This is a genomic window from Bacillus sp. S71 (assembly GCF_016625265.1).
In the GTDB taxonomy this organism is placed as follows: Bacteria; Bacillota; Bacilli; order Bacillales; family Bacillaceae_G; genus Bacillus_A; species Bacillus_A cereus.
Map to the genome: position 1 here is coordinate 364,434 of NZ_JACVUW010000001.1, position 25,397 is coordinate 389,830.

Sequence of the window (25,397 nt, forward strand, 5' to 3'; positions counted from 1 at the left end):
CTGTTCGTTAACAAGATGCTATATGACATATAAAAAAACACCTTGTCAATTTTTCCTATACTGTGACAAGGTGTTTTTGACTGAAAGGAATTTGTAACTACTTAGTAGTATAATTATGAGGATGATTAAATAATGAACTTTTATACATAAGGAGATAAGACTATGGCAAAAAACAAATTACTGCGAATGGACAATGTCAGCATCGTTGTAGAATCTCTTGATAACGCAATCTCTTTCTTTGAGGAGATTGGCTTGAATCTCGAAGGTCGAGCCAATGTCGAAGGTGAATGGGCTGGTCGCGTAACTGGACTCGGCTCTCAGTGCGTAGAGATTGCTATGATGGTCACTCCAGATGGCCACAACCGAATTGAACTTTCGCGATTTCTCACCCCTCCTACTATAGCAGATCACCGAAATGCTCCTGTAAACGCCCTCGGTTATCTACGCGTCATGTTCACCGTTCAAGATATTGACGAAATGGTATCGAGACTCACTAAGCATGGTGCAGAGCTCGTTGGTGAAGTAGTTCAGTACGAGAACTCGTATCGTCTCTGCTACATTCGTGGAGTCGAAGGAATTTTAATCGGTTTAGCGGAAGAACTCGGTAATAAATAAGCAAGTGAAGTTTTGTAAAAAGGCACTATCATTGAATAAAACGTAGACTCTTAAGCGATTTTATTATTATATTTTCAACCCCGTCCTAGCTTTAGAACGGGGTTATGCTTGTTTGAGCTTTTAAAATTAAATAACTTTATTATCATTTTACATATAGATTTCAAGGATCTACCCAAATAGCTTTCATATTACCGATATCCCAAAATCATTATAATACAATGAAAATATTCATTATACCCTTTCCTAGGAAATATAACTAACTCTTCTCACTTTTTATCACATATATCTTTTCGCTCTTTCTCTTGAAAAAACGATCTATATTCATTCAAAATAACTTTCTTCACATTCGAATAAAAAACCATCATGAATAGTGCAACTCCTAATACAAATACTTGTATTCCTTCATAATCAATGAATGCACTCATAATTAGCAATCCAAACCCAATATAAAAACCAAAATCATTCTCTTTCTCAAAATCCTCATCTTCTTCATCAATATGTATTTTTTCTTTAATATTCTGTTTCCCTTTTATCAACTCATCTAGCGTAACATTATACATTTCGCTCAGTAAAATTAAATTATCAATATCAGGATAACTTTTATCATTTTCCCATTTGTACACTGCTTGCCTCGTCACACCAATCTTTTTAGCAACATCCTCTTGCGAAAACCCCTTTGATTCTCGTAGTTTTTTTAGCTGCTCTCCTATGCTCATAACGTCCCCCTCCTTTAACAAATTATTACATAAAAAGAGATGTAAAAGAAAGAAACCATTAGTAAAATTCACTGTAAACCATTCGTTTACACAATAAAAAGAGAGGATAACTCTTTGAGCTACCCTCTCTTACTTCTATTAAAACAGATGAATGTTTTCTTTCTTGCAAGCTGCACGTAAATCGTCAGGCCATACAGAAGATTGAACTTCACCGATATGAGCTTTACGTAAGAAGTACATGCACATTCTTGATTGTCCAATGCCACCGCCAATTGTTAATGGTAGTACGTCTTCTAGTATACCTTTATGGAAATCATACTCACGTTTGAAGTCTTCACCAGTTTTCGTTAACTGCTCATCAAGCGATTTACTATCAACACGAATTCCCATTGATGATAATTCAAATGAAGATTGTAGTACTGGGTGCCAGAATAAAATGTCCCCGTTTAATTTCCAATCGTCATAATCAGCCGCGCGTCCGTCATGCTTTTCACCTGAACGAAGTGCATCACCAATTCCAATAATAAAGACTGCACCGTGTTCTTTTGCAATTGCATGTTCACGATCTTTCGGTGTTAATTCTGGATATTTATCTTCTAATTCTTGAGAAGTAACGAAAACAATTTCTTCTGGTAAATACTTTCCAAGGAACGGATATTTTTCAAATAAATGATCTTCTAAATCTTTGAATATTCCATAAATTGTTTGTACTGTTTTTTGTAAGTAATCGACAGTACGCCATTCTTTTTGAACGATTTTTTCCCAATCCCATTGGTCAACATAAATGGAATGCGTTGCATCAAGTTCTTCATCACGACGAATCGCGTTCATGTTTGTATATAAACCTTCACCAGCTTCATATCCGTATTCATGTAATGCAAATCGTTTCCATTTCGCTAGTGAATGAACAATTTCTAATTCTTCTCCTGAATGTAACATATCAAATTCAATTGGACGTTCTACACCGTTTAGGTGATCGTTTAATCCTGATTTTTTCGTTACGAATAATGGTGCAGATACGCGGAATAGTTCAAGGCGTTTTGCTAATTGGTCCTCGAAAAATGTTTTAACTTCCTTAATTGCGATTTGAGTCTCTCTTACTGTCATTAATGATTGATACATGGTGGTTTCCTCCTAAAATGTTTGGATGTTGTGAAAAGAAGCCAACAAAAAAAGCCCTTCTTTCCCAAAAAACTGGGACGAAAGGCTTTGGTTCCGCGGTACCACCCAAATTAGCAACAGAGGTTGCTCACTTATACAATACGGAGATGAAATATCTCGATACTGTTCTTCTTGTAACGGCGAAGTTCCCGGCTAAGTCTACTTTCCTATAAAGGATTTCGGTTAGCAACTCCAGGAGGTTCTTCATAATAGGCTTCGTATCAGGCTCACACCACCCCTGACTCGCTTAAACTACGTCCTACTACTACTCGTCCTTTCATAGTCGTTTTGTTGTCACATCTCTGAAACATTTTATTAATGATTATTCTATACAAAAAATAAAGAAAGTCAACAAAAAGTTTTAAAATGTTTTTCAATTCTTTATTTTACGGCTTTATTGATTGTTGTTAATTTAACATCTTTACTTTTTCTGCCTCGTCAATCCAAAAAATGTTTCACTGACCGAAACTAACGTATACACAACAATTAATGTGATCGTTCGGAATATAGAATCCGCAGTATTTCTTATTATTTTCATTTTCTTTATAATTCCTTTCAGTTTACTTGCAAATTCATGTTATACTATAGCATTCAAGCAGTTTATTTTTACTTAAAGCAATCATAGTCATTTATAAAGAGTATTTTCTAAATCATTGACTATTATCAAATAAGATTTTTATATAACGGAGTGATCATATGAGTAAAACGAAAGCAAAACCGAAAAAAGGTGTAGGACAAGGTACAGGAAGTAAAGGATGGAACCGTTGGCAATCAAGTGCAAAGAAAAAGGCAGCTGCCAAACCATACAAAAGTAAAGGTACAAAGAAGTAATTTAAATAACATTTGATTTCTTTACTTTGTACAAAACAAAATATAATTATTACATCAAAAAAGCTATGCCCTCATAAATTCGAAGGCATAGCTTTTTTTATATTAAATCATTAAAATATCTCGAATTTCTTCCTCTGTGATTGAGGACAATTTCTCTTCTCCCGGCTCAATCACTTCAGCGATTAAATTTTTCTTACTTTCTTGCAGTTCATGCATTTTCTCCTCAATTGTTCCCTGGGCTACTAGCTTTATAACTTGCACTGTATTTTTTTGTCCCATTCGATACGCCCTATCGGCCGCTTGTTGTTCAACAGCTGGATTCCACCATAAATCATATAATATTACTGTATCTGCACCAGTTAAATTAAGTCCGGTACCACCAGCTTTTAAAGAAATGAGAAATAGATCTCCTTCTCCTTCGTTAAACCGATCGCACAGCTCTACACGATCCTGCGCTGGTGTACTCCCGTCTAAATAAAAGTATGGAATTGCTTGTCGATTTAACTCACGACCAATAATGGAAAGCATCTTCGTAAATTGAGAAAAAATTAATATTCTCTTCCCTGTACTTCTACATTCCTCTAAAATCTCTAACAGTTGTTCAAATTTAGCTGAACTTCCTTTGTAATCATCAACAAATAAAGCGGGATGACAACAAATTTGTCGCAATCTCGTTAAACCAGCTAAAATTCTAATTTTATTTTTACGTAACGTTTCTTTGTCTAAATGCTTTAACGTTTCTTCCCTTAACTTCGCTAAATAAGCAGCATAGAGACTCTTTTGATCGGGTAATAACTCCGATGATTGTAAGTGCTCTATTTTCTCTGGCAACTCATTTAATACGTCCCCTTTTAATCGTCTTAATACGAATGGTTTCACTCGCTTCGCTATATCTTCACGCCTTAAATCACCGAACTCTTTTCTTCCTGGTAATAATTCCGGGAAGACGACATGGAAGATAGACCATAGCTCTTCTAATGAATTTTCTACAGGTGTACCAGTTAGTCCGAAACGGTATTCAGCTTGAATTGTTTTCACAGCTCTTGCCGTTTGCGTTGTAGGGTTTTTAAACGCCTGTGCTTCATCAAGAAATAGTGTATGAAATGGTCTTGCATATAATCTTATATCTCTTCTCAGTAATGGATATGACGTGATTACGACATCAAATTCCGTTATATCTTTCAAAATTTTCCGGCGCTCTGCTTGGTTTCCATCTGCAATAACTGCTCTAATATGCGGGGCGAATTTTTTCAATTCACTAAACCAATTATAAACAAGAGATGATGGTGAAACGACTAATATTGGCAGTTTCTTTTCTCGAATCTCAGTCAAAACAGAATCTATAAAAGCAATGCTTTGCAACGTTTTTCCAAGTCCCATATCATCTGCTAAAATACCGCCAAAACGGTAATGAGCAAGTGTTTTCATCCATTCGAACCCATATACTTGATACTTTCTCATTTCTGCATTTAAAGTATTTGGCACAGCAAACTTTAATTTTTTCGGGTTTTGAATGTTTTCTACTAACTCTTGAACTGAATCATCCAAACTTAAAACATTGCCTTCGTGAAGTCCGTTCATCCATTTTACACTCCGAATAAGAGGAACATTTACCTCTTCTCCATGTAAAAATTCTTTCCGAATACCTGATTCTTTTATAAACTGATTAATTTCATTAAACTCTTTACTCTCTAGCGACAAAAACGAACCGTTCGCCAATCGATAATATTTACGTTTCTCTTCAAGGGCCGCTAATACACCTTTAATTTCTGCTTCTGGTATTCCTTTTATATCAAAACGAAATGACAACCAATCAATTCTTTCTTTTCTTCTCACTCTAATAAGAGGAACTGCATCCCCTTTACTAATTCGCAATTTGATTGCTGTCGTCGCATAAATATCAACTAAACCTTTTAATGTTGGCACGACGTGATATAAAAAGTTATACTCAGCTTCTTCATTATGCATAAAGTAACCGCCTTCTGTTTTTGCAAAGGCACTTTCACTCATAATGTCTAAAATCTCTTTTTCTTTTTTCTCATCACGATTAAAAACAGACGGCTGTCCATCCTCTTCTAGCGGATTAATCATGACGTTCCCATAGTGAAATTCAAGACCTGCTAATAAGCGATTTTTCACGCGGTCTAAATACAATTTCGCTTTTAGCGAAGGTGTTTCAACACGATCCGATATTACTTCATCAATGTGTACAGTTCCGAGCTTCATTAATCCTGGTACAACTTTCGCGACGAAATATTCCATCTTACTTTCTGGAATATAAAACTGATTACTATTTGAGCGACTCATCATCTTTTGTAATTCAATAAGTCGCATACAATCTTCAATGTGTAAGTGATATAATTTCCCACCATAAAGTGCATTGTTATACATATCCATAACTTGTACACGATTTAGACCATCTATATGAAGTGTAAATCCGCCATTATTTCCCTTCGTAAATTCAAAGTGTAACGGCAACAAACCTTTTGAAACTTGTAATCCCTGAAACAGTTGTTTATTTTGTTTCAGCTGTACATATTCAACTTTAGAAAGTGAAGAGAGCATATCTTTCCATGAAGCTGGTGGTATAAATATCATACTTTCATCTTGTTTCGCATGTACTTCTAGCGCATCCTCATACATTTTTTCGTTATGATACATTTTAACGAGCTGCTGAATAATTGCATCCGTTTCTTGTTTAAAACTATGTACATCTGGTGTATATGTAAATTCATTTGAACAATGAAAAGACTCTCTTTTCTCCACCTTAGAAAGAAATTCTCTAATATGATTTATGAAATACACCTTGGCAAGTTTCAATTGAATTCCAAGAAGAGCACCACCACTTCTCGTAGCTACTGGTGTACATATAAACTCAACATCTAATATTTCACGTGTATCAAAACGGTGTTGTTTACTTTTTGGCCTCAGTGGTTTGTCTGCAAACAGCTGAAACATACCACTTGTCAATTGATCATTTCTGTTACTAGTGGAGCTCATTCCACCTGTTTGTTGATTATAGTTTATTTGTATTAATACTGCTGCAACATGTTGACAGTACGTTTGAAAAGACGCTAATGAAGGACAACTACATTTTGCAACAACATCACCCTTTTTGGCTTTTGCTACTGTAACACGGAAATCCTCGTTCCCTTTTACTGTCGCCTCACAAATTTCTTTATTTTCATCGTAATGATCTATTATCACTTTATTTGATTTATAATAGGTTTCACCTCTTTTATATGAGGTCTCTCCGCACACTTCTTTAATAATCGATTTATTCAATGTGAAACTCATCGCTTTGACACTTCCTTAATATAAAACCATTTTCTCTTACTTAACATTTTACATGCTCCACGAGAAAATATAAAATGTTGATTTAACAAAAAAAGATGCTTATTTATAAGCATCTTCTTCACTCTATCTCCATCAACCTCTTCGCCTCAAAATACAACACTTGAATAAACTTCTTCGTATTAATTCGCGTATGACCAGAAGATGCGAGTTCATCTTTCGTCATTTCTGTCATCCGTTTTCTAACTACGGTGAAATCGAAAAATTTTGGAGCATAGCTTTCAAATTTTGGATTTGAAAAGTCTGTTAGTCCTAAAGAAGCCAAATGATTTAACGACTGATAAATAGCTCGACGTACTCTTTGTTCAGACGCTTTTTTCTCTTTATCAATATCCGCACCTAAAGCTAGATCCCCTAATTTCCTTATCGTAATATGATGAAAAATTTCTTTTAACGCAGGAAAGCCAAACTCAAATGTCTGTGCCTTTTCTTGACCATATAAATATTCCAGCATACTAAGTAAATCTTTACTTCCATTCTCTCCCGCAATACCGAGTTCTGATAGTAAAAAGCGTCCTAAATCCCCTATCTTTTTTCCTTCTTGCACTGGTTCAGTACGCAATTGCGGTTTTTCCCACTGAAACACGTTATTCAATGATTTTTGAATATCATGTATAGAACGCTCCAATCTAATACGCTCCATCACTTTGCGTACAACAGATACAACTTCGATTTTATTTAATGGTTTTGTAATATAATATTCTACACCAAGTGTATATGCCTCACCTATAAGCTGCTTCGATTCCACTTGAGAAATCATAATGATTTTCCCCGTGAAAGTTGACGCAATGTGACGAACTGTTTCAATTCCGTCCCTCATCGGCATCAACAAATCAATAAATAAAATATCTACTTTTTTAAAATTTAGTTGATCGGCTTCAATAAAAGCTCCGTCATCCGCCTCACCAATTACTTCTCCAAGATCTCCATCTTCAATAATTTGCGAAAGCATCGAACGAAAAACTTCATCATCGTCTACGATATAATAAAACAAATCTATTCCCCTTCCCGCTTTAAACTATCCTCCGGTAAACAAACGATAAACTTACATCCTCTTTTATTTTCTCGGTCTTCTAATTTCACTTCTCCGCCTAGCTCTGTTACCATTTCATTTATGTAAGAAAGCCCAATACCAGTTGACGGTGTTCCCGTTTGATCATACTTAGAAGTAAATCCTGGCTTAAATACTAATTTCTTATACTTTTGTGTAATACCAGGCCCATCGTCAATTACTTCAAAAAATATATGCTGATTTCTTTTATATAGCTTAATAATAACGACACCTTTATCTTCAATTGCTTCAACTGCATTTGCAACTAAGTTATTAAAAATTGATAGAACTGTATACACGTGGTATGCAGCATGCTCACCTTCTATATGTTTAGAAAAACGTATATCCTTTTCTAGCATTTCAGCATACTTCTCGTTTATTCTAACAATCATTTCTGCTAACTCATGTCCTTCTACATATTCAGCCACATTTTTATCTAATAACAGTTTAGATAACCCTGCAAATATCCTTTGATTATCCTTTTTTATTTCATGCACTTCCCCCGCTATTTTCAATGCTGTTTTACTACTTGAATCAGCGCTTACTTGTAAATTTCGATATAGTTGATATGCTTCTTGTGTAATTAACTCCGCATTTTGTAACGTCTTTTTCAAATGAACAGATTCCACATATAAATTAGAAAGATGCATTAACATATTTTCATTTTCTTTTCGAACTTGCGATTCTTTTAATTTCGTTTCATATAAATTCATCATATTTAAAAAACCAAGTGCAAAGAAACTACGAAAAATAGCAATAATAATAAGTTTATTCACTTCAGAAATCGTTATTGTTGTACCTAGTACTAACATGTGATAAAACGCAAGTTCTGACATACTTGCAACAATTTCAATTGAAATTCCAAGGCATCCAATAATGATTGGTTTCTGATGGAACTTATTTACCCTACAAAGCGAAAAAAAACTGCCATAAATAAAATAATAGAAGAACACAGGATAACGCAAATAAAATGATTCTGTCATATGAAATGAACCTTGCATGATCCAGTCAAGACATACTCGGAATAAGACTACAGATATACCAACAAGAATACCTGCAACTCCTGCTGGTACTCTTCTTAAAAATAATAATAAAAAGAAGAATAGCGGTGTACCGAAGCTAACTCGAAACGTATCATTAAAGGGATGAAAGTTCAGCTCCCCAGCAATCGGAACAACGACCATTAATATAATTAAAAGGGACATATCTTTCTTCCATAATTGATTCCAATTCAAAAGTGACACTTCCTATACTTTTTTTCAGTAGTAAAAGTGAAAGCCCGCTTATTGTTATAAACGGGCTTTTTTTCTATATTCTAACCTTTTCTACCGCTTTTATTTGGCGATACTCTGGCTTCCACATTGCTTCTTGCACTGCCATCTTGATATCGTTATCACTTAAGTTCACTCTTGCAACACCTTCTGCAACTGCAACTTTCGCTACTTCAATTGCAACCATTTCTGAGATATTACGTAATTCTTCGACCTCTGGTAAAATAGGTGCTCCTGGCTGACTTGTATCTACCATACTTGCAACTGCTTCAGCAGCCGCTGCGAACATTCCATCCGTCATGACGCTTGCTCGTACTACAATTGTTCCAAGACCAAGCCCTGGGAAAATAAGTGCATTATTTGATTGTCCAATCACATACGTTACACCGTTATATGTAACTGGTTCAAATGGACTTCCTGTTGCAACTAACGCTCTTCCTTCTGTCCACTCGATTAAATCTGCTGGTTTTGCTTCAGCAAGCGGCGTTGGATTCGACATTGGTAAAATGATTGGTCTTTCTACGTGAGAAGCCATTTCTTTAATAATCTCTTCTTTAAATGCACCTGCAACAGTAGATGTACCAATTAAAATTGTCGGTTTTACATGTTTCACAACTTCTGCAAGTCCGATCACATCATTTTCTTTCCACTCACTTACTTCTGCTTCTTTTCTTGCGTACGGAATTTGGAAATCAAGAAGATCTTCCATATTATCTGTAACTAACCCGTTACGATCAATACACCAGAAACGCTTATATGATTCTTCTTCAGATACGCCTACGCGGACCATCGCATCTCTAACTTGATCTGCGATACCGATTCCAGCCGTACCAGCACCAAATACAACAACGCGGTGTTCACTTAATGGTACACCAGAAGCTTTCACTGCCGATAATACTGCGGCAAGTGAAACTGCACCTGTACCTTGAATATCATCATTAAACGTACAAACGTCATGACGGTATTTATCTAAAATTTTTCGTGCGTTACGAGAGCTAAAGTCTTCCCAATGTAAAAGTGCTTTCGGGAATTGTTTATTTACCGCTTGTACAAACGTATCAATAAATTCATCGTAAGCTTCACCTGTTATACGAGGGTGACGATTTCCAATATAAAATGGATTGTTTAATAGTTCCTCACGGTTTGTACCTACATCTAAAATTACCGGTAATACGCGGCTAGGATCGATTCCAACTGCGGCCGTATAAACTGCTAGCTTTCCGATTGCAATGTTAATACCACCAACGCCCCAGTCACCAATTCCTAATATGCCTTCTCCATCTGTTACAACGACTAAATCAATGTTCTCAGCTGTTGCACCAATATTGGTGAATGCTTCTTCAATACCTGATGGATCGTTAATCGATAAATAAACACCACGTGGTTTACGATATTCATGACTATATCTTTGAATTGCTACACCGACAGTTGGTGTATATACAATCGGTAACATTTCACGTAAATGATCTGTTAATATACGATAAAATAATACTTCATTTCGATCATGTAACGCAGTTAAGTATACATTCTTTAATAAATCATCCGGCTGAGAACTAAATTGTTCGTATGCTCGGCGTGCCTGTTCTTCTAACGTTAAAACCGCTGGCGGTAATAACCCTTTTAAACCTAACTCTTCTCTTTCATTTTGTGTGAAAGCTACCCCTTTATTTAAAAGTGGTGTTGATAATACTTCTGCTCCTCTTAATGTTGTTTCTAATGCGCCATTAGAAGCTACTGTAAACTTACTCATAACATCCCTACCTCTATTCATATATAGCATTTCTATATTGTAAACAAAAAAGAGGGGCTTGTCCCCCCTCTTCTTTTAATTTTTCTTTAAAAGAGTTGCTCCTGCAATCCCTGGATGTGTCATTTCGAATGGATCTAGAATTAACTCTAAGTCTTCTTGTGACAGTACACCATTTTTTACACAAAGTTCTCGAACGGATTGCCCTGTCGCAATTGCTTCTTTCGCAACGCGAGCTGCAGCTTCATAACCGATATGAGGGTTCACGGCTGTAATAATTCCTACACTCTTCTCAACATACTCTTTTAAGCGATCTTCATTCGCTTCAATTCCTTTTAAGCAATTATCTGTAAAGGCACGGAAACCGTTATTCATAATGCTAATCGATTGCAGTAAGTTGAAAACAAGTACTGGTTCCATAACGTTTAATTCTAATTGTCCTGCTTCTGAAGCAAGGCAAATTGTATGGTCATTACCAATTACTTGGAACGCAATTTGGTTAATAACTTCTGGCATAACAGGGTTTACTTTCCCTGGCATAATAGATGAACCTGGCTGACGAGCTGGTAACATAATTTCTGCTAAACCAACACGTGGACCTGATGCCATTAAGCGAAGGTCATTCGCAATTTTAGACATATTCATCATACATACTTTAAGTGCTGCAGATACTTCTGTGTATGCATCTGTATTTTGCGTTGCATCTACTAAGTCTTCTGCACCAACTAGTGGTAGTTCACTAATTGCAGCTAAATGTTTTACAACCGCTTCAATATATTCTGGGTCTGCATTTAAGCCTGTACCAACTGCAGTTGCTCCCATGTTCACTTCATATAAGTGTTGACGTGATTGTTGAATTCGTTTCATATCACGTTCAAGTACGCGAGAGTATGCTTTAAACTCTTGTCCAAGACGAATTGGCACAGCATCTTGTAAATGTGTACGACCCATTTTAATCACATGATCGAACTGTTCTGCTTTTAATTCAAATACATCATGCATATAACCCATCGTTTGTAATAAGCCTTCTAATGCATTTAATGTTGCGATATGAATCGCCGTTGGGAATGCATCGTTTGTTGATTGCGCCATGTTTACATGACTATTTGGACTAATATAGTGATAGTCTCCCTTTTCCATTCCTAATAATTCAAGAGCACGATTGGCAATGACTTCATTTGCATTCATGTTCATTGAAGTACCTGCTCCGCCCTGAATTGGATCTACGATGAAATGATCATGCCATTTTCCATCAAGAATTTCTTGAGCAGCCTCTGCGATTGCGCCACCCTTGTTCAATTCCAATCTTCCTACATCTGTATTAGCAAGCGCTGCTGCTTTTTTTACAATTGCGAACGCTCTAATTAAGCCTTCATGGATTTTGTATCCTGTAATCGGGAAGTTTTCAACTGCACGCATCGTTTGTACGCCGTAGTATGCATAGTTTGGTACTTCTTTTTCACCTAAAAAATCTTTTTCAATTCGAACACCATTTTTAACTTCAGTTAATGTTGCCATGATTATTCACTCCTTAACGATTTCTTATGCTGCTTTTGTTTCTTTGACTGTTTCTACATATTGTTTTGCTTTCTCATTATCGAATTCGCCTTCCCACTTCGACATAACAATGGCCGCTAATGCATTTCCTAATACATTGACAGATGAGCGAATCATATCTAAAATGCGGTCAATTCCCGCAATTAACGCGATACCTTCTAGTGGTAGCCCCATTGAACCTAACGTTGCTAATACAACAACGAACGATGCACCTGGAACTCCCGCCATACCTTTGGATGTTAACATGAGAACGAATAATAACGTTATTTGCTCTGTCAGTGACATGTGCACACCGTACATTTGTGCAACAAATAATGCCGCTAACGCTTGATAAATAGCCGATCCAGTCAAGTTAAATGTATAACCTGTCGGAATTACGAAAGAGGCAACTGCCTTTGGACAACCGAACTCTTCCATTTTTCTCATTATATTAGGTAAAACAGCTTCTGAACTTGCTGTCGTAAATGAAAGAATAAGTTCTTCTTTTAAAATTTTCATTAATGTAAAAATGTTTACGCCAACCATTCTTGCATTAATACCTAATACAATCACAACGAATAGTATAACAGTTACGTATACAGCTAGCACTAGTTTTCCTAAAGGAAGTAGTGTTGCTACACCAAATTTTGCAACCGTAACCGCAATTAATGCGAATACACCAAATGGTGCAAATTTCATAACTTGATTTGTAACCCAAAACATCGCTTCGAGTACACCTTCAAAGAAGTTAAAGACAGGCTTTCCTTTTTCCCCAATTGCTGCAACTCCTAAGCCGAATAGTACTGAGAAGAATATAATCGGTAATAGGTCACCTTGTGCAATCGATTCAAATACGTTTTTCGGTACAATGTGAACAATTGTATCAGCAAAACCTTTCTTCTCTGTTGCATCTGCAGTTTGTTTATAAGAAGAAATATCACTTTGTTGTAGATTACTCATATCAACGCCAGTACCTGGTTGGAATATATTCGCTGCAAGTAATCCCATTAAAATAGCAATCGTCGTAATAATTTCGAAATAAAGAATTGTCTTACCGCCTAGTTTCCCAAGCTTTTTCATATCTCCTACACCAGCTACTGCAACAATTAATGCTGAAATAACAATTGGTACTACAATCATTTTAATTAAGTGAATAAATATATCCCCAATTGGTGTGATATAAGAAATCGCCGTTTTATTGCCATAAAAGACTGCCCCTACTACAATCCCTAAAACAAGCGCGACAAAAATTTGTGTTGCCAATCCGAATTTTTTCATTTATGTTCATCCCCTTCATGCGAACGCTTTCAATTTAAATTTATAAAAGCTACTCACACATCTTATAAGCGAACCTACAAAATCATACAAAAACCTACAAGTTCGTCACAAAAAATTCAAATATTTTTCTTCTTTTTTTCATTGACACCATTTTGTTAAAAAACGATAAAATAAACTTGATAAGTAATCAGATTGTTTCGTATAATCAAAAAGATATATACTTAAAACAAATCAAAATGAAAAGGAGTGGATGTTATGAAAAACTATACAAAGCAATTCGTCCTATCTTCTTCTTTTCTTTTTCATTTTCTTAAAAAGGAACAAAGGCATTCGCCTTTGTTCCTTTTTTATTGCGATCTATATAGGGGGAATTGTTATGAGACCATATAAACGTGTCTTAATTAAATTAAGCGGCGGTGCACTTGCCGATCAAACTGGAAATAGCTTTAACTCCAAACGATTAGAACATATCGCAAACGAAATTTTATCCATTGTTGATTTAGGTATCGAAGTATCCATCGTCATCGGTGGCGGTAACATTTTTAGGGGACATCTAGCTGAAGAGTGGGGAATTGATCGCGTAGAAGCTGATAATATCGGTACGTTAGGTACAATCATTAACAGCTTAATGCTTCGCGGTGTTTTAACAAGTAAAACAAATAGAGAAGTACGCGTTATGACTTCCATTCCATTTAATGCAGTAGCTGAACCATACATTCGCTTGCGTGCAGTCCACCATTTAGATAACGGTTATATCGTTATCTTTGGAGGCGGTAACGGCCAACCGTTCGTGACGACAGATTATCCAAGTGTACAAAGAGCCATCGAGATGAATAGTGATGCCATATTAGTCGCAAAACAAGGGGTCGATGGCGTCTTTACAAGTGATCCAAAGCATAATAAATCAGCAAAAATGTACAGCAAACTAAACTATAATGATGTCGTTAGACAAAATATACAAGTCATGGATCAAGCGGCATTACTGCTTGCCAGGGACTACAATTTACCAGCACACGTCTTTAACTTTGATGAGCCTGGTGTCATGAAGAAAATATGTTTAGGCGAACATGTGGGGACGTTGATCAATGATGATGTTACGATGCTGGTGCATGAGAAATAATGATTTCCCACCAAAAAGGGTGCCTTTTGTAGGCACCCTTTCCTAATTCATCGTTACAAATAAAAATCAAACAATCCCGCCACTTTCTCCTTACAACGCTCCCAAAAAGATAACTTCTCAAAAAACTCTTTCGTCATTTCTTTTGAATCACGAAAATCCTCTGTTAACGCCTTATTCACGTCCGATACAATAGTCCCGCCATGAATATACAAATTCATCTCATCATTTATATAGAAGCTACGGGCAGTAAAGTTTGTTGTACCTATAACAGTTAACTCATTATCAATTAGCATTAACTTTCCATGAAACATCCCTTTTTTATAACCATATACCGTAATCCCGTTATTAACAGCTTGACGTATATACGGATATGCCGCCTCTTTAATAAGAGGGATATCTGGTTTATATGACCAAAGTATTTTTACTGTAACACCACGTTTTTGTGCTTCAATTAAAGCATTCATTAATTCTTTATTTTTCGCTATAAAATAAGGTGTTGTAATGACGATTGAATGCTGCGCTTGCTTTATTAGCTGTATATATGTTTCAGCGACGTAATGCCCATTGTAACTAGTCATAGTATGTAAAGTATTCCCTTTACTAGCTTTATTCGTACTTCTCTTTATCTCTTCTTTCGTATCTCGTTTCCAATCTAAAGCGAATTGCTGTTCTAAATCTTTTGCCCCTTCTCCTTTAAGACGTACATGATAATCACGCCAATATCCAAATCGCTTATCTTTCCCTAAGTACTCATCTCCTATGTTAAATCCGCCTGTATAGCCAATCTCCCCATCAATCGTCGTAATACGGCGATGATTACGATGGTGAAGTGAATAAAATCCGAATGGTAATGAAGGTTTTCTACTATATGTAAAATGTACACCACTTTCCCGCAATTCATTTATCACCTTTCTTTCAAATGATAAATCATTAATGCGATCAACTGATAAATAGACGTTTACTCCTTCTTTTGCCTTCTCTTTTAATAAGTTTAAAAAAGTATGGCTACTTTTATCATCCGACAAAATGAAGAAATAAGTGTAGATGGAGCTTTTCGCTTCTCTTATATCAGTAAATAATTGTTTATAAAAAGACTTCCCTTCTACATATAATTGAAAGTCACTATAATGAGATGCATACTCTGTCGGCATGTTTTTCCCAGCTTCCATTTTCCTACCTAAGGTAACATCGATATGCATCCAAATTAAAATAAAAACAAAAATAGCAATAACAATAGAAGTAACTCGTAATATTTTTTTAATCATTTTGATTTCCTTCCGATCAAATTACTTTCTACTCTGTAGTGTTTCATTTAAATATGTTTTCATACGAAATGTATTTCTATTGATACCAAACGATTAAAGGAGAGAGAAATATGAAAAGAGGAAAAATCCCTATTGTTTTTATCCCAGGTCTTTTCGGTTCAATGAGTAATATTATCATTCCAGGTACTGGTAATTGGAGTTTTGGACTTTCTGCATTTGTTTACGAACCATTCATCATGATGTTAGAAAGTATGGGGTACGAACGAAATAAAAACTTGTTCATCTGTTTTTATGACTGGCGGCAGCGCATTGTTTTTTCTACACAAAAATATTTATTACAAACGATTGCCTATGCTAAAAAAATTACAGGGTGCGATAAGCTAAATCTAATGTGTCATAGTATGGGCGGGCTTCTTGGACGTTCTTACGTTCAAAGTGAAACATATAAAAATGATGTGAATCAACTTATAATACTCTGCACACCAAACGCTGGATCTCCACCAAATTATAGTTATTGGACTGGAGGTAGTCTCCCTATCCATGCCTCTTCTAAAATAAATATCGTTCATTTTTATATGGAACAATATATTCGTTACTTAAGCATCTTACATAAACTGAATAAGGTTGAGGCGATACATCTTTACTTTCCAGGATTACAAGATGTTATTCCTTGTAAAGATTACGGAAATTATTTATTTATAAGATCTGACTCTTCTCTTACATTTCTTCCTTATAGTAATATGCAAACGAAAAACCCTTTCCTCGATACATTAAATGAAAATAGATTTATTATACAAAAAAGAAATATTGAAACTACACTCATTGCCGGAGATGGAGAGGAAACAATTCAATATTTACAAGTTGTCCCTTCACACTCCAAACTGAAATGGACAGACGGCAAAGTCGTCGGTGATTTACTTACAAAACATGGTGACGGCAACGCTGTTTTACATAGCGTTTTTCTTCTAGAGGGAAATAAATATGTTGTGCATGCTTCACATAACGAAGTGCTCTACAAAAGCATTCCTATATTACAAAAGATACTCTAAATTACAAACAAAAAAGGTATGGCATTAAGCCACACCTTTTCACATTAAACAAAATTCCTCGCATCATTATTTCTTCCAAACTTATAAATCGCAATTAAGAAGAATGCAATTGCGAAAGCGAATAAAATTAAAATGTTTAAATATAACTCCGAGAATGGTATTCCCTGCTGAAGTTTTGATATCGTATCTAACAACCAGCGCTGCGGAAGAAAATTAGCTACTTTTTGTACTGCACTTGGCATAATGTCATATGGGAAATAACAACCCGCTAGTAAGCATGTTGGTACAATGACCATGTTTTGCATCGCATTTGCCGATGCTGAGTTTTTCGAAAAAGCTACAAGAACTAATGATATTCCAATTGCGATTAATGCAAATAGCATTAGTACGCCCATCATCACTATAAAAGGCATATTGATATTCGTATGAAAAACATTCGTTAGGAATAGGATTGTAATCAAAATTTGTACTGTTAGTATTATCATATTTACCCCGACATTAGATAATATGAACTTCTTCCCATCTATCGGCGTTGATAATAGTCTAAAGTACGTTCTATTCTCTTTTTCTTTTAAAATATGACCTGATAAGTTCGCTGCTGAAAACAGCATAAACATAATAAGGTAACCCATCGTTTGATTTGTCATATCTTTATTTTTCGAAGTATCTTCTAGCGTCTCAGTTTTCATTTTAAATGAACTTTTTTGATACCCTGCGTACATATTGTCGAATGTACTTTGATCTGTTCCTGCTACTTTACTAATAGCTGCTATATTATCAATATAATTATATAAATATGATTTTATAAATCCTGTTACTTGATCACCTTTAATCGATGAAATTTCAATATGCTCTGGTTTCCCTTCTCGAACACTTTTTGAAAAACCAGAATCTAATGTAATAACTCCATCAAGTTTTTTGGAAGTGAGTTTATCTTCTACTTCAGACTCCTTAACCTTACTCACATTCACATGATTTAATCCTTCTAAAAGCTTTATCGTATCATTTGCTATCGGCTCATTTTCTTTATTTACAATCCCGATATTTAACGTTCCTTGCCCTGCATTTCCGTATATCGAGAAGGAAATGAGCGTCCCTATTATCGGCAAGCTAATTATAATGAGTAAACTTTTTTTATTTTTCAAAAGCACAGATAACGTTTTTTGTATGAGCCATAAAATATCCTTCATACTATAGCCCCTCCCGTCTACGTAATGCAATAATTGCAATTAATAAAAAGAGTGCTGAAATTCCAAGGTTTAAAGAAATGACTGGTAATGCTGCCCCTACATCATTTGCATAAATAATTTTCATAACAGCTGTATTTGCCCAAGTTAATGGTGATAAATTCGTAATGAAATTTTCTTCTATTACGAAATATGCACCTCCAAAAATAGAAGCTAATTGCACAACAACCATAATAATTGCCCTAGACGCTTCAGCTGTTTTCGTAATATATCCGATTCCTAAACCGAAGCTAATTGCTAGAAAGACTTCTGTTAATAAAATAAGAAATATGATTCCAAGATGGTCGCCCCAATTCGCTTGAAAAACAAATTTACTAAATAACATGACGAGTAATATGCACAGGGCATTCGCTACTATGCTACCAAGTACTTTTCCAATGAATATTTCAGCTTTACTTATAGGTGCAGCAATGAGACGATCTCCTGTTTTACGTATTCGTTCTCCTCGAATTAAAGAACTCGCTCCCATCGCAGCATATAGTGCAATCATCGTTGTCATTACAACCGCATAGTAATCCATAGAACCTGGTTTTTTCGCAGCTTGTAAAGATGTTTCTTTTATATAATCATTATGATTTCCGTTTGAAATAACCGTACTAACCTTAGTAGGATCTACTTTTGCAACTTCGACCGCTACATTGTACTTATCAACAAATGTTGTAAGCATTCCTTCCACAATACTTCCCTCAATACTACTTTTGTCACTTCCATAAAATTTTGCACCATCTTTATTTAACTCTACATAAGCGGCATATTTATTTTGCTTCACTTCTTCTTTCCCATCTATACTGCCGGAAGCTTTTTTAAAATGAATACCTGATTTATCCACTTCTTTCGTAAATGCTTCAAATGATTGAGAAAACGTGCTACTCGCTTCATCTTTATATAGCACTTGTATATCTTTAATCGAATGACTATCACTATTAAATGCGTTGGTTAACGCTGTTCCTAACACAAGCATAAGCACAATCGGAAATGCTAACATAAAAACTAAAGTCCTTACGTCTCTGAAATCTCTTTTAATATGCATAATTGCAATATTGAAGATGTTCAATTGATGAACCTCCCTTTACCTTTTCTTCATTTACTTTTTATTTATCTCGTAAGTTTCTTCCCGTCAATGTAAGAAATACTGTTTCTAAGTTGGGAGCCTGCTCCTCTAATGAACGAATTTCAATATCATGATTGATACAGTGTTGAATGATTTTATTTAAATTATTTAATCCCGCATCAGAATTCACTTTAATTACGTTTTCTTCAATTTGAACTGCTTTCACACCGTTTATCTCTTTTAATTTTTCCACGTCTAAATTTTCCACCGACTTCACTTCAATCCAAATATCTTTCGTATCAGTAATAATCGATTTTAGTTGTTCTTTCGTACCTTCTGCAATTACTTTACCGTGATCTACTATTGCTATTTTCGTACAAATCTCTTCTACCTCTTCCATGTAGTGACTCGTATAAATAATTGTACTTCCCATTTCATTTAATTTACGTACTGACTGCAAAATGTAGTTTCTTGACTGTGGATCAATTCCAACTGTCGGCTCATCCATAATAATTAACTTCGGTCTATGAGCAATTGCACAAGCGATATTCAGTCTTCGCTTCATCCCACCAGAAAAGTTCTTCGGATAGCTTTTCTGTTTATCACTAAGTCCTACAAATTGAAGAGCTTCCTCTACCCTAGCTTTTAATTCGGTTCCTCGTAATCCGTACAATCCAGCAAAGAATTTCACATTTTCATAGGCAGTTAGCTCTTCATAAATCGCAATATCTTGTGGAACAATACCGATATTCATTTTCGCAAATCGATTATGTTTCTTTATATTTTTTCCTAGTATGCTAATTTCACCTTCATTACTTCTTAATAAACCAGCAATCATATTTATCGTTGTACTCTTACCAGCACCATTTGATCCTAAAAAGCCAAATATTTCTCCTTCTTTAATAGATAAAGACATATTATCAACTGCGATGAAATCACCAAATTTTTTCGTTAAATTTTTAATTTCTAATGTATTCATCATTTTCACCCCTATTTCGGTTTCTCTGCTATTAGTATAAACAAAAAGAATGAACCTGCTCAGTGCAGAAGTTCATTCTTTTCACATGAGAATATTCACTTTTTTCATATGAGATGGTTCATCCTCGTCCCATTCTCTTTATATTGGCAACAACATCGTTACTGAAAAACCACTTGTCCCATCTACAATAATTTTTCCGTTTACAGACGCCGTTCGCTCCTCCATCCCCATAATACCGATACCTTTTTTAACAAGTACTGCACCTTTGCCGTTATCCTTCACTTGTACCTTTACCATCTTGTTAAGTACATGAATATCTATAGAAATGACTGTCGCATCAGCATATTTCATTGCATTTGTTAGTGCTTCTGTAACATTCTCACCGATAATTTTCCACTGAATGGGAGAAATCATATCTAAGTTCCCTTTGTACACAAAAGGAATATTCACATCATTCTTACCGGCAAATTCCTCTATGAATAATTTCATACGATGAATGCCAATTTGCTCAGTTGGTGGTTTCATATTTTTTAATGTAATCCGAATGCTTTCAATACCATCTTTTGAAATGTGAATTGCATTTTGTAATAACTCGGCTGATTTTTCTTTATCTATCTCCATTAACCTCTTTGCTGCTTCCATTTGAATAAGTGCACCTGTCATCGAGTGGCCAATTTTATCATGAATTTCTTGAGAAAGTCGATTTCTCTCTTCTAACTTAAATGTGTATTCTGATTGCCTTATGTACTCTTTATTTTCATGTAAGCTTTTCGTCAATCGCTGCATATCTTTTCGCATCTTATCATTTTGTGATTCAAGCTTTAATAAGCGCGATATATACCGTTCTGCCATAATTAATACGAGGAAAGAAAATGCAACAATTAATCCGTATGTCATTCGAATGCTTTCATCTGAAATCGTAATTGGGAGCATCATAATGACAAAGCGTGGCCAATTCTTTTCTATGTAATAGAATGTAATTTCGTATAAATTCAAAGGTAAAAACAAAATAAAAAATGGATGAACCCTCCATGTAAATAACATAACTACACCAATTGACATACAGATTAATATTTTTTTATACGTATCTTTTTTAAATATAGAAATCATTACGTTTACAGAGAGGTAAATAAGTAAAGTAAATATAACCCACGATAAATTTGCTACATTTGCGTAAATATAACTAAACACAATATATAAAAAGACAATTAATTTACTTACAGTTAACCAAAATTCCATATCATTAATCTACTTTCCCTGTTAAGTAATAAATCGCAATTTGTGTGCGATGTTCAAGTCCAGTTTTCCCTAAAACTGATGTAATATAATTTGCGATTGTTCCTTCAGATATAAAAAGCTGCTTCGAAATTTCTTTATTTGAGAAACCTTTTGCAATTAATGCGATAATACTAAGCTCCCTTTCTGTGAAAAGGCTCTTATCAATTTTACATTCTTCCTCTTTACTTTCCATTAAATTAGACTTAATTTTATCGAGGACAACATCTTGCATAACAGTTTGACCGTTATATACTCCTTTTATCGCATCACGAATCCGCTCCGGATCGTTATTTTTTAATAAATAACCTTTCGCTCCGTTTTTTACTGCATCCAAAATATATTCATCATCATCAAACGTCGTCAAAATAAGCGGTTTTGTTTTCGTCTCTTCACAAATGAACTTCGTCGCCTCTACCCCGTTCATATTTGGCATGCGAACATCTAATAGAGCGATATCAACATCGTTCTTTTTGCAATACTCCACTGCTTCTTTTCCATCATTTACTGTATCTACAACTTCAAACTCTTCATATGTATTTAAAATAATTTTCATGCCTTCTCTAATAAAAGAGTTATCATCTGCTATTAATATTTTAATTTTCATGTTTGTTAGTATGGACCATCCGTACTAACATTCACATCCTTTCTTCCCGTAACATTTCCTACTTGCTCATTATATACTTCTCTTTACCATTTTTTCACACCTTTTTTCATCTAGCTCTCCTGCAAAAAATATATTATTCTTTTTTTATAAAATGTGTAGGGTGACTTATCATTCTTTACGTCTATATAATAGAATGCGTCAAAAAGGAGGGAGAGACCGATTGAGGAAAAACAATTAATTGAAAAAGCACAGCAAGGAAGCGAGCATGCTTTTCGTATCCTTGTACAAACATATCGTCATTATATTTTTCAAGTTATCTTTTCTATTTTAAGACATGAAGAAGATGCGAAAGATGTTACACAAGAAGTATTCGTAAAAATTCATACCTCTCTCCCAAATTATCAATTTCGCGGATTAAAAACGTGGATGGCACGTATTGCCACCAATCACGCTATTGATTATAAGAGAAAGAAAGCTAGAGAACACGAAGAACTCTCCTTATGTAAAGAAACAGAGGAAAATATAAAATCCTCTCATAACATTGAAGCTTTACTATTGACGAAAGAGCAAAAATTACTTATTGCTCAAAAACTGAGAGAACTTCCGGAAAATTACCGTGACGTTGTTCTCGCGCATTACTTGGAGGAAAAAAGTTATCAAGAAATTGCTTTCCAAGAAAACATCGAAGTGAAAACAGTAGAAATGAAACTGTATCGGGCAAGAAAATGGATAAAAAAACATTGGAAGGAGGAAGAGTTTCTATGATGCATTATTCAAAAGAAGATTGGCGCAATTATACATTAGATTTTATAGAAAACAATGAACGTGAATCTATGGAAGAACATCTTTATGAATGTGATCATTGTTTAGCACTTTATATGGAAAGTATTGATGAACAACATGAAAACCTTCCAATGATAAATGATGATTCATTTACGAACGAAGTTATGACGCAAATTAATTTTGAAACGCTACAACCTAATGAAAATATAAAAACAAACTCACTAAAACGCACAATTATTCACTACATAATTGCGACTGCAGCTACAATTATTTTTATGGTAAGTGGTTTATTCCAATATATTTTTACAGCGACATCAAATTTCGAGAAATCTTCAAAACATAACGAGTCTTCTATCTCACAACAAATTGTAAACAAATCGGTAGATACATCAAAAAAGGACGGAGGTTTAAAGCATGAATAAAAACCCCTTTTTAGCACTTGTATTAGGGCTAATTCCTGGGCTTGGACATTTATACTTAAAAAAGCTAGGACGGTTTATTCTATATAGCGGAGGATCTTTATTTCTATTCTCCTTTGCAGTATTTTGTACCATAGTAGTAAGAGAACGTGATATTGCTTTTCTTTCTCTATTTTTACTAGCTGTTCTATGGGTAATTAACTTACTAGATTTAGTTATCACCATTATAAAACAAACGAAAAAACAAGAAGCTGGAGAATTGATAAATTCTTCTAAAGAGAGCGAACGATTTTATATCATTCTCCTATCCATCATCCCTGGACTTGGCCATTTCCAATTAGGACTTATGCAACGCGGTCTTACGTTTTTAGTCGCTTGCGCTGGCTTAGGCAGCATGATTATATTTGTAACATTATTAACATCTCAAGGAAGTTTCCTTATCTTTCTTATTACGTTACCTGTTTTATGGATTTATAATTTCTTTGACGTTGTTCAGCAACTACAGAAAAAAGAACGGGACGAGCAATTAATTGACCGTACTATTTTCGAAGATTTTGAAGAACATCGAGAGCAAGGAAAGAAAAGTAAAACATTTGCTTCTATTTTAGCGATGTTCCCTGGAGCAGGTCATATGTATTTAGGTTTACAACGCCGTGGTCTTCAGCTTATGGCAGCCTTTTTACTATCTATTTATTTACTCGACTTATTAAGACTTTCTGCGTTTTTATTTTTAGTACCAATCATTTGGTTCTATAGCTTTTTTGATGCGTTACAGCAAACAGCAAAATACGGAAAAGAACGAGTACAAGACGAACCCATTATCGATTATTTTATAAATCATCAAAGATGGATCGGTATCGGATTAATTACACTCGGTGGTTATTATTTATTAAATCAAACAGTCCTTCCTATTTTGAATGATTATTTTGTAACTATATTTAATATTCATCTTAGTGAACTATATTATCGCTATTTCCAGACATCTATCGTTGCGCTCCTTTTAATTGGTGGCGGCTTTAAATTGTTACTTGGAAATAAAGAAAACAAAGGTGGGACAAGCGAATGAGGACTTGGCGTGTTGGAACATTCTCAATGGGGCTTTCTATTATATCGTTAGGATGCTTTTTACTATTTTCAGTCATAAAAGGAATTCAAGTATTAGATACACTAACTGCATGGTGGCCAGTTTTACTTATCATACTTGGAGCTGAAGTTTTACTATACCTTCTCTTTTCTAAGAAGGAACAATCATTTATTAAATATGATATTTTTAGTATTTTCTTTATCGGTGTTTTAGGAAGCGTCGGAATTGCTTTTTACTGTTTATTATCAACTGGATTACTAGAAGAAGTTCGTCACTCTATTAACACAACGAGGCAAACGAGTAATATTCCAGACGGACAATTTGATATACCTGAATCTATCAAAAAAATCGTAGTAGATGCAGGATATCAGCCTCTAACGATAGAGGGAAATAATACAAATCAAATTCACCTTTTGGGAACTTATGAAATGACGACGAAAGCAAATGAAAAACTCAATTTAAAACGAGATGATTTCCTTTCGGTTCAAACGGCTGGAGAAACGATGTACATCGCTTTAAAATCATTACCTGTTCAGCATACGTTATTTAACTCAGCACCACAGGTGAAACCTACGCTTGTTCTTCCGCAAAATAAAAATGTGGAAATTCGCGCTTCAAATAACGAGCTATCTCTTTATCCTGGCCAATTACAAAATAATTGGTTTGTACAAAACAACTCAAGTGTATCTGTTCATTTAGCTAAAGAAAGTGATGTTTCTTTAACAGCAATAACAAATCAAAAAGAAACACACGGAAACACACCTTGGGAGCAAGTAGAAGATTTAACGAAAAAAGAAAATAATTCTTCAGAAGAACATCCAGAATTAAACGAGCAAGAACATTGGTATAAAAATTCGATTAAAACTGGAAATGGGACGTACAAGTTAAATATTGAGAAAGCTTATAATTTGAGTATGAGCGTTATCGAAAAATAAGAAAAACCTTCCACAATTGTGGA

The 25,397-nt window shown here is 34.9% G+C and carries 22 protein-coding genes and 1 other annotated feature; of the genes, 8 read left to right on the forward strand and 14 right to left on the reverse strand.

What is annotated here, in order from left to right; translation table 11 throughout:
• The first annotated feature begins 162 nt into the window (after window positions 1-162).
• Window positions 163-615, forward strand: a complete 453-nt coding sequence (locus IBT51_RS01695) for a VOC family protein (RefSeq protein WP_088023022.1) — start codon at window positions 163-165, stop codon at window positions 613-615.
• A gap of 266 nt (window positions 616-881) precedes the next feature.
• Here the strand turns inward: IBT51_RS01695 and IBT51_RS01700 are convergent, their stop codons facing one another.
• Together IBT51_RS01700 and asnA are read right to left on the reverse strand one after the other, a co-directional pair.
• Window positions 882-1,331 carry a helix-turn-helix domain-containing protein gene (locus IBT51_RS01700; RefSeq protein WP_023521645.1) on the reverse strand — a complete coding sequence of 150 codons (450 nt, stop codon included), beginning with the start codon at window positions 1,329-1,331 and terminating at the stop codon, window positions 882-884.
• Window positions 1,332-1,469: 138 nt separating this feature from the next.
• Complete coding sequence (asnA, locus tag IBT51_RS01705; RefSeq protein WP_000284914.1) at window positions 1,470-2,453, reverse strand: aspartate--ammonia ligase; 984 nt, start codon at window positions 2,451-2,453, stop codon at window positions 1,470-1,472.
• 70 nt (window positions 2,454-2,523) lie between these two features.
• Window positions 2,524-2,782, reverse strand: a binding site (T-box leader).
• 406 nt (window positions 2,783-3,188) lie between these two features.
• On the opposite strand from asnA, the gene IBT51_RS01710 reads away from it, so the two are divergent.
• Entirely contained in the window at window positions 3,189-3,323 is a 135-nt protein-coding gene (locus IBT51_RS01710) for a DUF3934 domain-containing protein (RefSeq protein WP_000047588.1), read from the forward strand.
• A gap of 102 nt (window positions 3,324-3,425) precedes the next feature.
• Here the strand turns inward: IBT51_RS01710 and IBT51_RS01715 are convergent, their stop codons facing one another.
• The 6 genes from IBT51_RS01715 to IBT51_RS01740 all read right to left on the reverse strand — a co-directional run bounded on the left by IBT51_RS01715 (window position 3,426) and on the right by IBT51_RS01740 (window position 13,560).
• Window positions 3,426-6,620 carry an SNF2 helicase associated domain-containing protein gene (locus IBT51_RS01715; RefSeq protein WP_200457948.1) on the reverse strand — a complete coding sequence of 1,065 codons (3,195 nt, stop codon included), beginning with the start codon at window positions 6,618-6,620 and terminating at the stop codon, window positions 3,426-3,428.
• Window positions 6,621-6,738: 118 nt separating this feature from the next.
• Window positions 6,739-7,671, reverse strand: coding sequence for a response regulator (locus IBT51_RS01720; RefSeq protein WP_006918521.1), 933 nt, complete (start codon window positions 7,669-7,671; stop codon window positions 6,739-6,741).
• A gap of 2 nt (window positions 7,672-7,673) precedes the next feature.
• Entirely contained in the window at window positions 7,674-8,972 is a 1,299-nt protein-coding gene (locus tag IBT51_RS01725) for an ATP-binding protein (RefSeq protein WP_200457949.1), read from the reverse strand.
• A gap of 64 nt (window positions 8,973-9,036) precedes the next feature.
• Window positions 9,037-10,749: an oxaloacetate-decarboxylating malate dehydrogenase gene (gene malS / locus IBT51_RS01730; RefSeq protein WP_002023847.1), complete on the reverse strand. Its 1,713-nt coding sequence runs from the start codon at window positions 10,747-10,749 to the stop codon at window positions 9,037-9,039.
• Between the two features lie 75 nt (window positions 10,750-10,824).
• On the reverse strand, window positions 10,825-12,264 hold the full coding sequence (aspA, locus tag IBT51_RS01735; protein ID WP_000224194.1) for an aspartate ammonia-lyase: 1,440 nt from the start codon (window positions 12,262-12,264) through the stop codon (window positions 10,825-10,827).
• 24 nt (window positions 12,265-12,288) lie between these two features.
• Complete coding sequence (locus IBT51_RS01740) at window positions 12,289-13,560, reverse strand: cation:dicarboxylate symporter family transporter (protein WP_000713290.1); 1,272 nt, start codon at window positions 13,558-13,560, stop codon at window positions 12,289-12,291.
• Window positions 13,561-13,936: 376 nt separating this feature from the next.
• Here IBT51_RS01740 and pyrH point away from each other — a divergent pair, with 376 nt between their 5' ends.
• Entirely contained in the window at window positions 13,937-14,680 is a 744-nt protein-coding gene (pyrH, locus tag IBT51_RS01745; RefSeq protein ID WP_001248059.1) for a UMP kinase, read from the forward strand.
• Window positions 14,681-14,733: 53 nt separating this feature from the next.
• Here pyrH and cls read toward each other — a convergent pair whose 3' ends face one another.
• On the reverse strand, window positions 14,734-15,945 hold the full coding sequence (gene cls, locus IBT51_RS01750) for a cardiolipin synthase (RefSeq protein ID WP_200457950.1): 1,212 nt from the start codon (window positions 15,943-15,945) through the stop codon (window positions 14,734-14,736).
• 110 nt (window positions 15,946-16,055) lie between these two features.
• Here cls and IBT51_RS01755 point away from each other — a divergent pair, with 110 nt between their 5' ends.
• Window positions 16,056-16,994 carry an esterase/lipase family protein gene (locus IBT51_RS01755; RefSeq protein ID WP_088023036.1) on the forward strand — a complete coding sequence of 313 codons (939 nt, stop codon included), beginning with the start codon at window positions 16,056-16,058 and terminating at the stop codon, window positions 16,992-16,994.
• Between the two features lie 44 nt (window positions 16,995-17,038).
• Here the strand turns inward: IBT51_RS01755 and IBT51_RS01760 are convergent, their stop codons facing one another.
• From IBT51_RS01760 to IBT51_RS01780, 5 genes are all read right to left on the reverse strand, one after another.
• On the reverse strand, window positions 17,039-18,184 hold the full coding sequence (locus IBT51_RS01760) for an ABC transporter permease (protein WP_200457951.1): 1,146 nt from the start codon (window positions 18,182-18,184) through the stop codon (window positions 17,039-17,041).
• A 1-nt stretch (window position 18,185) separates the two neighbouring features.
• The gene (locus IBT51_RS01765) at window positions 18,186-19,295 is read right to left on the reverse strand and encodes an ABC transporter permease (protein WP_089170775.1); all 1,110 of its coding nucleotides are present in this window, start codon (window positions 19,293-19,295) and stop codon (window positions 18,186-18,188) included.
• Window positions 19,296-19,332: 37 nt separating this feature from the next.
• The gene (locus IBT51_RS01770) at window positions 19,333-20,271 is read right to left on the reverse strand and encodes an ABC transporter ATP-binding protein (RefSeq protein ID WP_088023064.1); all 939 of its coding nucleotides are present in this window, start codon (window positions 20,269-20,271) and stop codon (window positions 19,333-19,335) included.
• Between the two features lie 138 nt (window positions 20,272-20,409).
• Entirely contained in the window at window positions 20,410-21,510 is a 1,101-nt protein-coding gene (locus IBT51_RS01775; RefSeq protein ID WP_200457952.1) for a sensor histidine kinase, read from the reverse strand.
• A 4-nt stretch (window positions 21,511-21,514) separates the two neighbouring features.
• Window positions 21,515-22,153 (reverse strand): response regulator transcription factor, encoded by a 639-nt coding sequence (locus IBT51_RS01780; RefSeq protein ID WP_000694106.1) that lies wholly within the window; start codon window positions 22,151-22,153, stop codon window positions 21,515-21,517.
• Between the two features lie 276 nt (window positions 22,154-22,429).
• Here IBT51_RS01780 and IBT51_RS01785 point away from each other — a divergent pair, with 276 nt between their 5' ends.
• From IBT51_RS01785 to exsE, 4 genes are read left to right on the forward strand one after another with little or no spacing between them, the layout of a single operon-like run.
• Window positions 22,430-22,918, forward strand: a complete 489-nt coding sequence (locus IBT51_RS01785; RefSeq protein WP_071730900.1) for an RNA polymerase sigma factor — start codon at window positions 22,430-22,432, stop codon at window positions 22,916-22,918.
• A complete protein-coding gene (locus IBT51_RS01790) occupies window positions 22,915-23,358 on the forward strand; it encodes a hypothetical protein (RefSeq protein ID WP_016082116.1) in 444 nt (147 codons plus the stop codon). The genes IBT51_RS01785 and IBT51_RS01790 overlap by 4 nt, the downstream gene beginning before the upstream one ends.
• On the forward strand, window positions 23,351-24,421 hold the full coding sequence (locus tag IBT51_RS01795; RefSeq protein WP_001039115.1) for a hypothetical protein: 1,071 nt from the start codon (window positions 23,351-23,353) through the stop codon (window positions 24,419-24,421). Before IBT51_RS01790 ends, IBT51_RS01795 begins: the two co-directional genes overlap by 8 nt.
• On the forward strand, window positions 24,418-25,374 hold the full coding sequence (exsE, locus tag IBT51_RS01800; protein WP_200457953.1) for an exosporium protein ExsE: 957 nt from the start codon (window positions 24,418-24,420) through the stop codon (window positions 25,372-25,374). Before IBT51_RS01795 ends, exsE begins: the two co-directional genes overlap by 4 nt.
• Window positions 25,375-25,397: the final 23 nt, after the last annotated feature.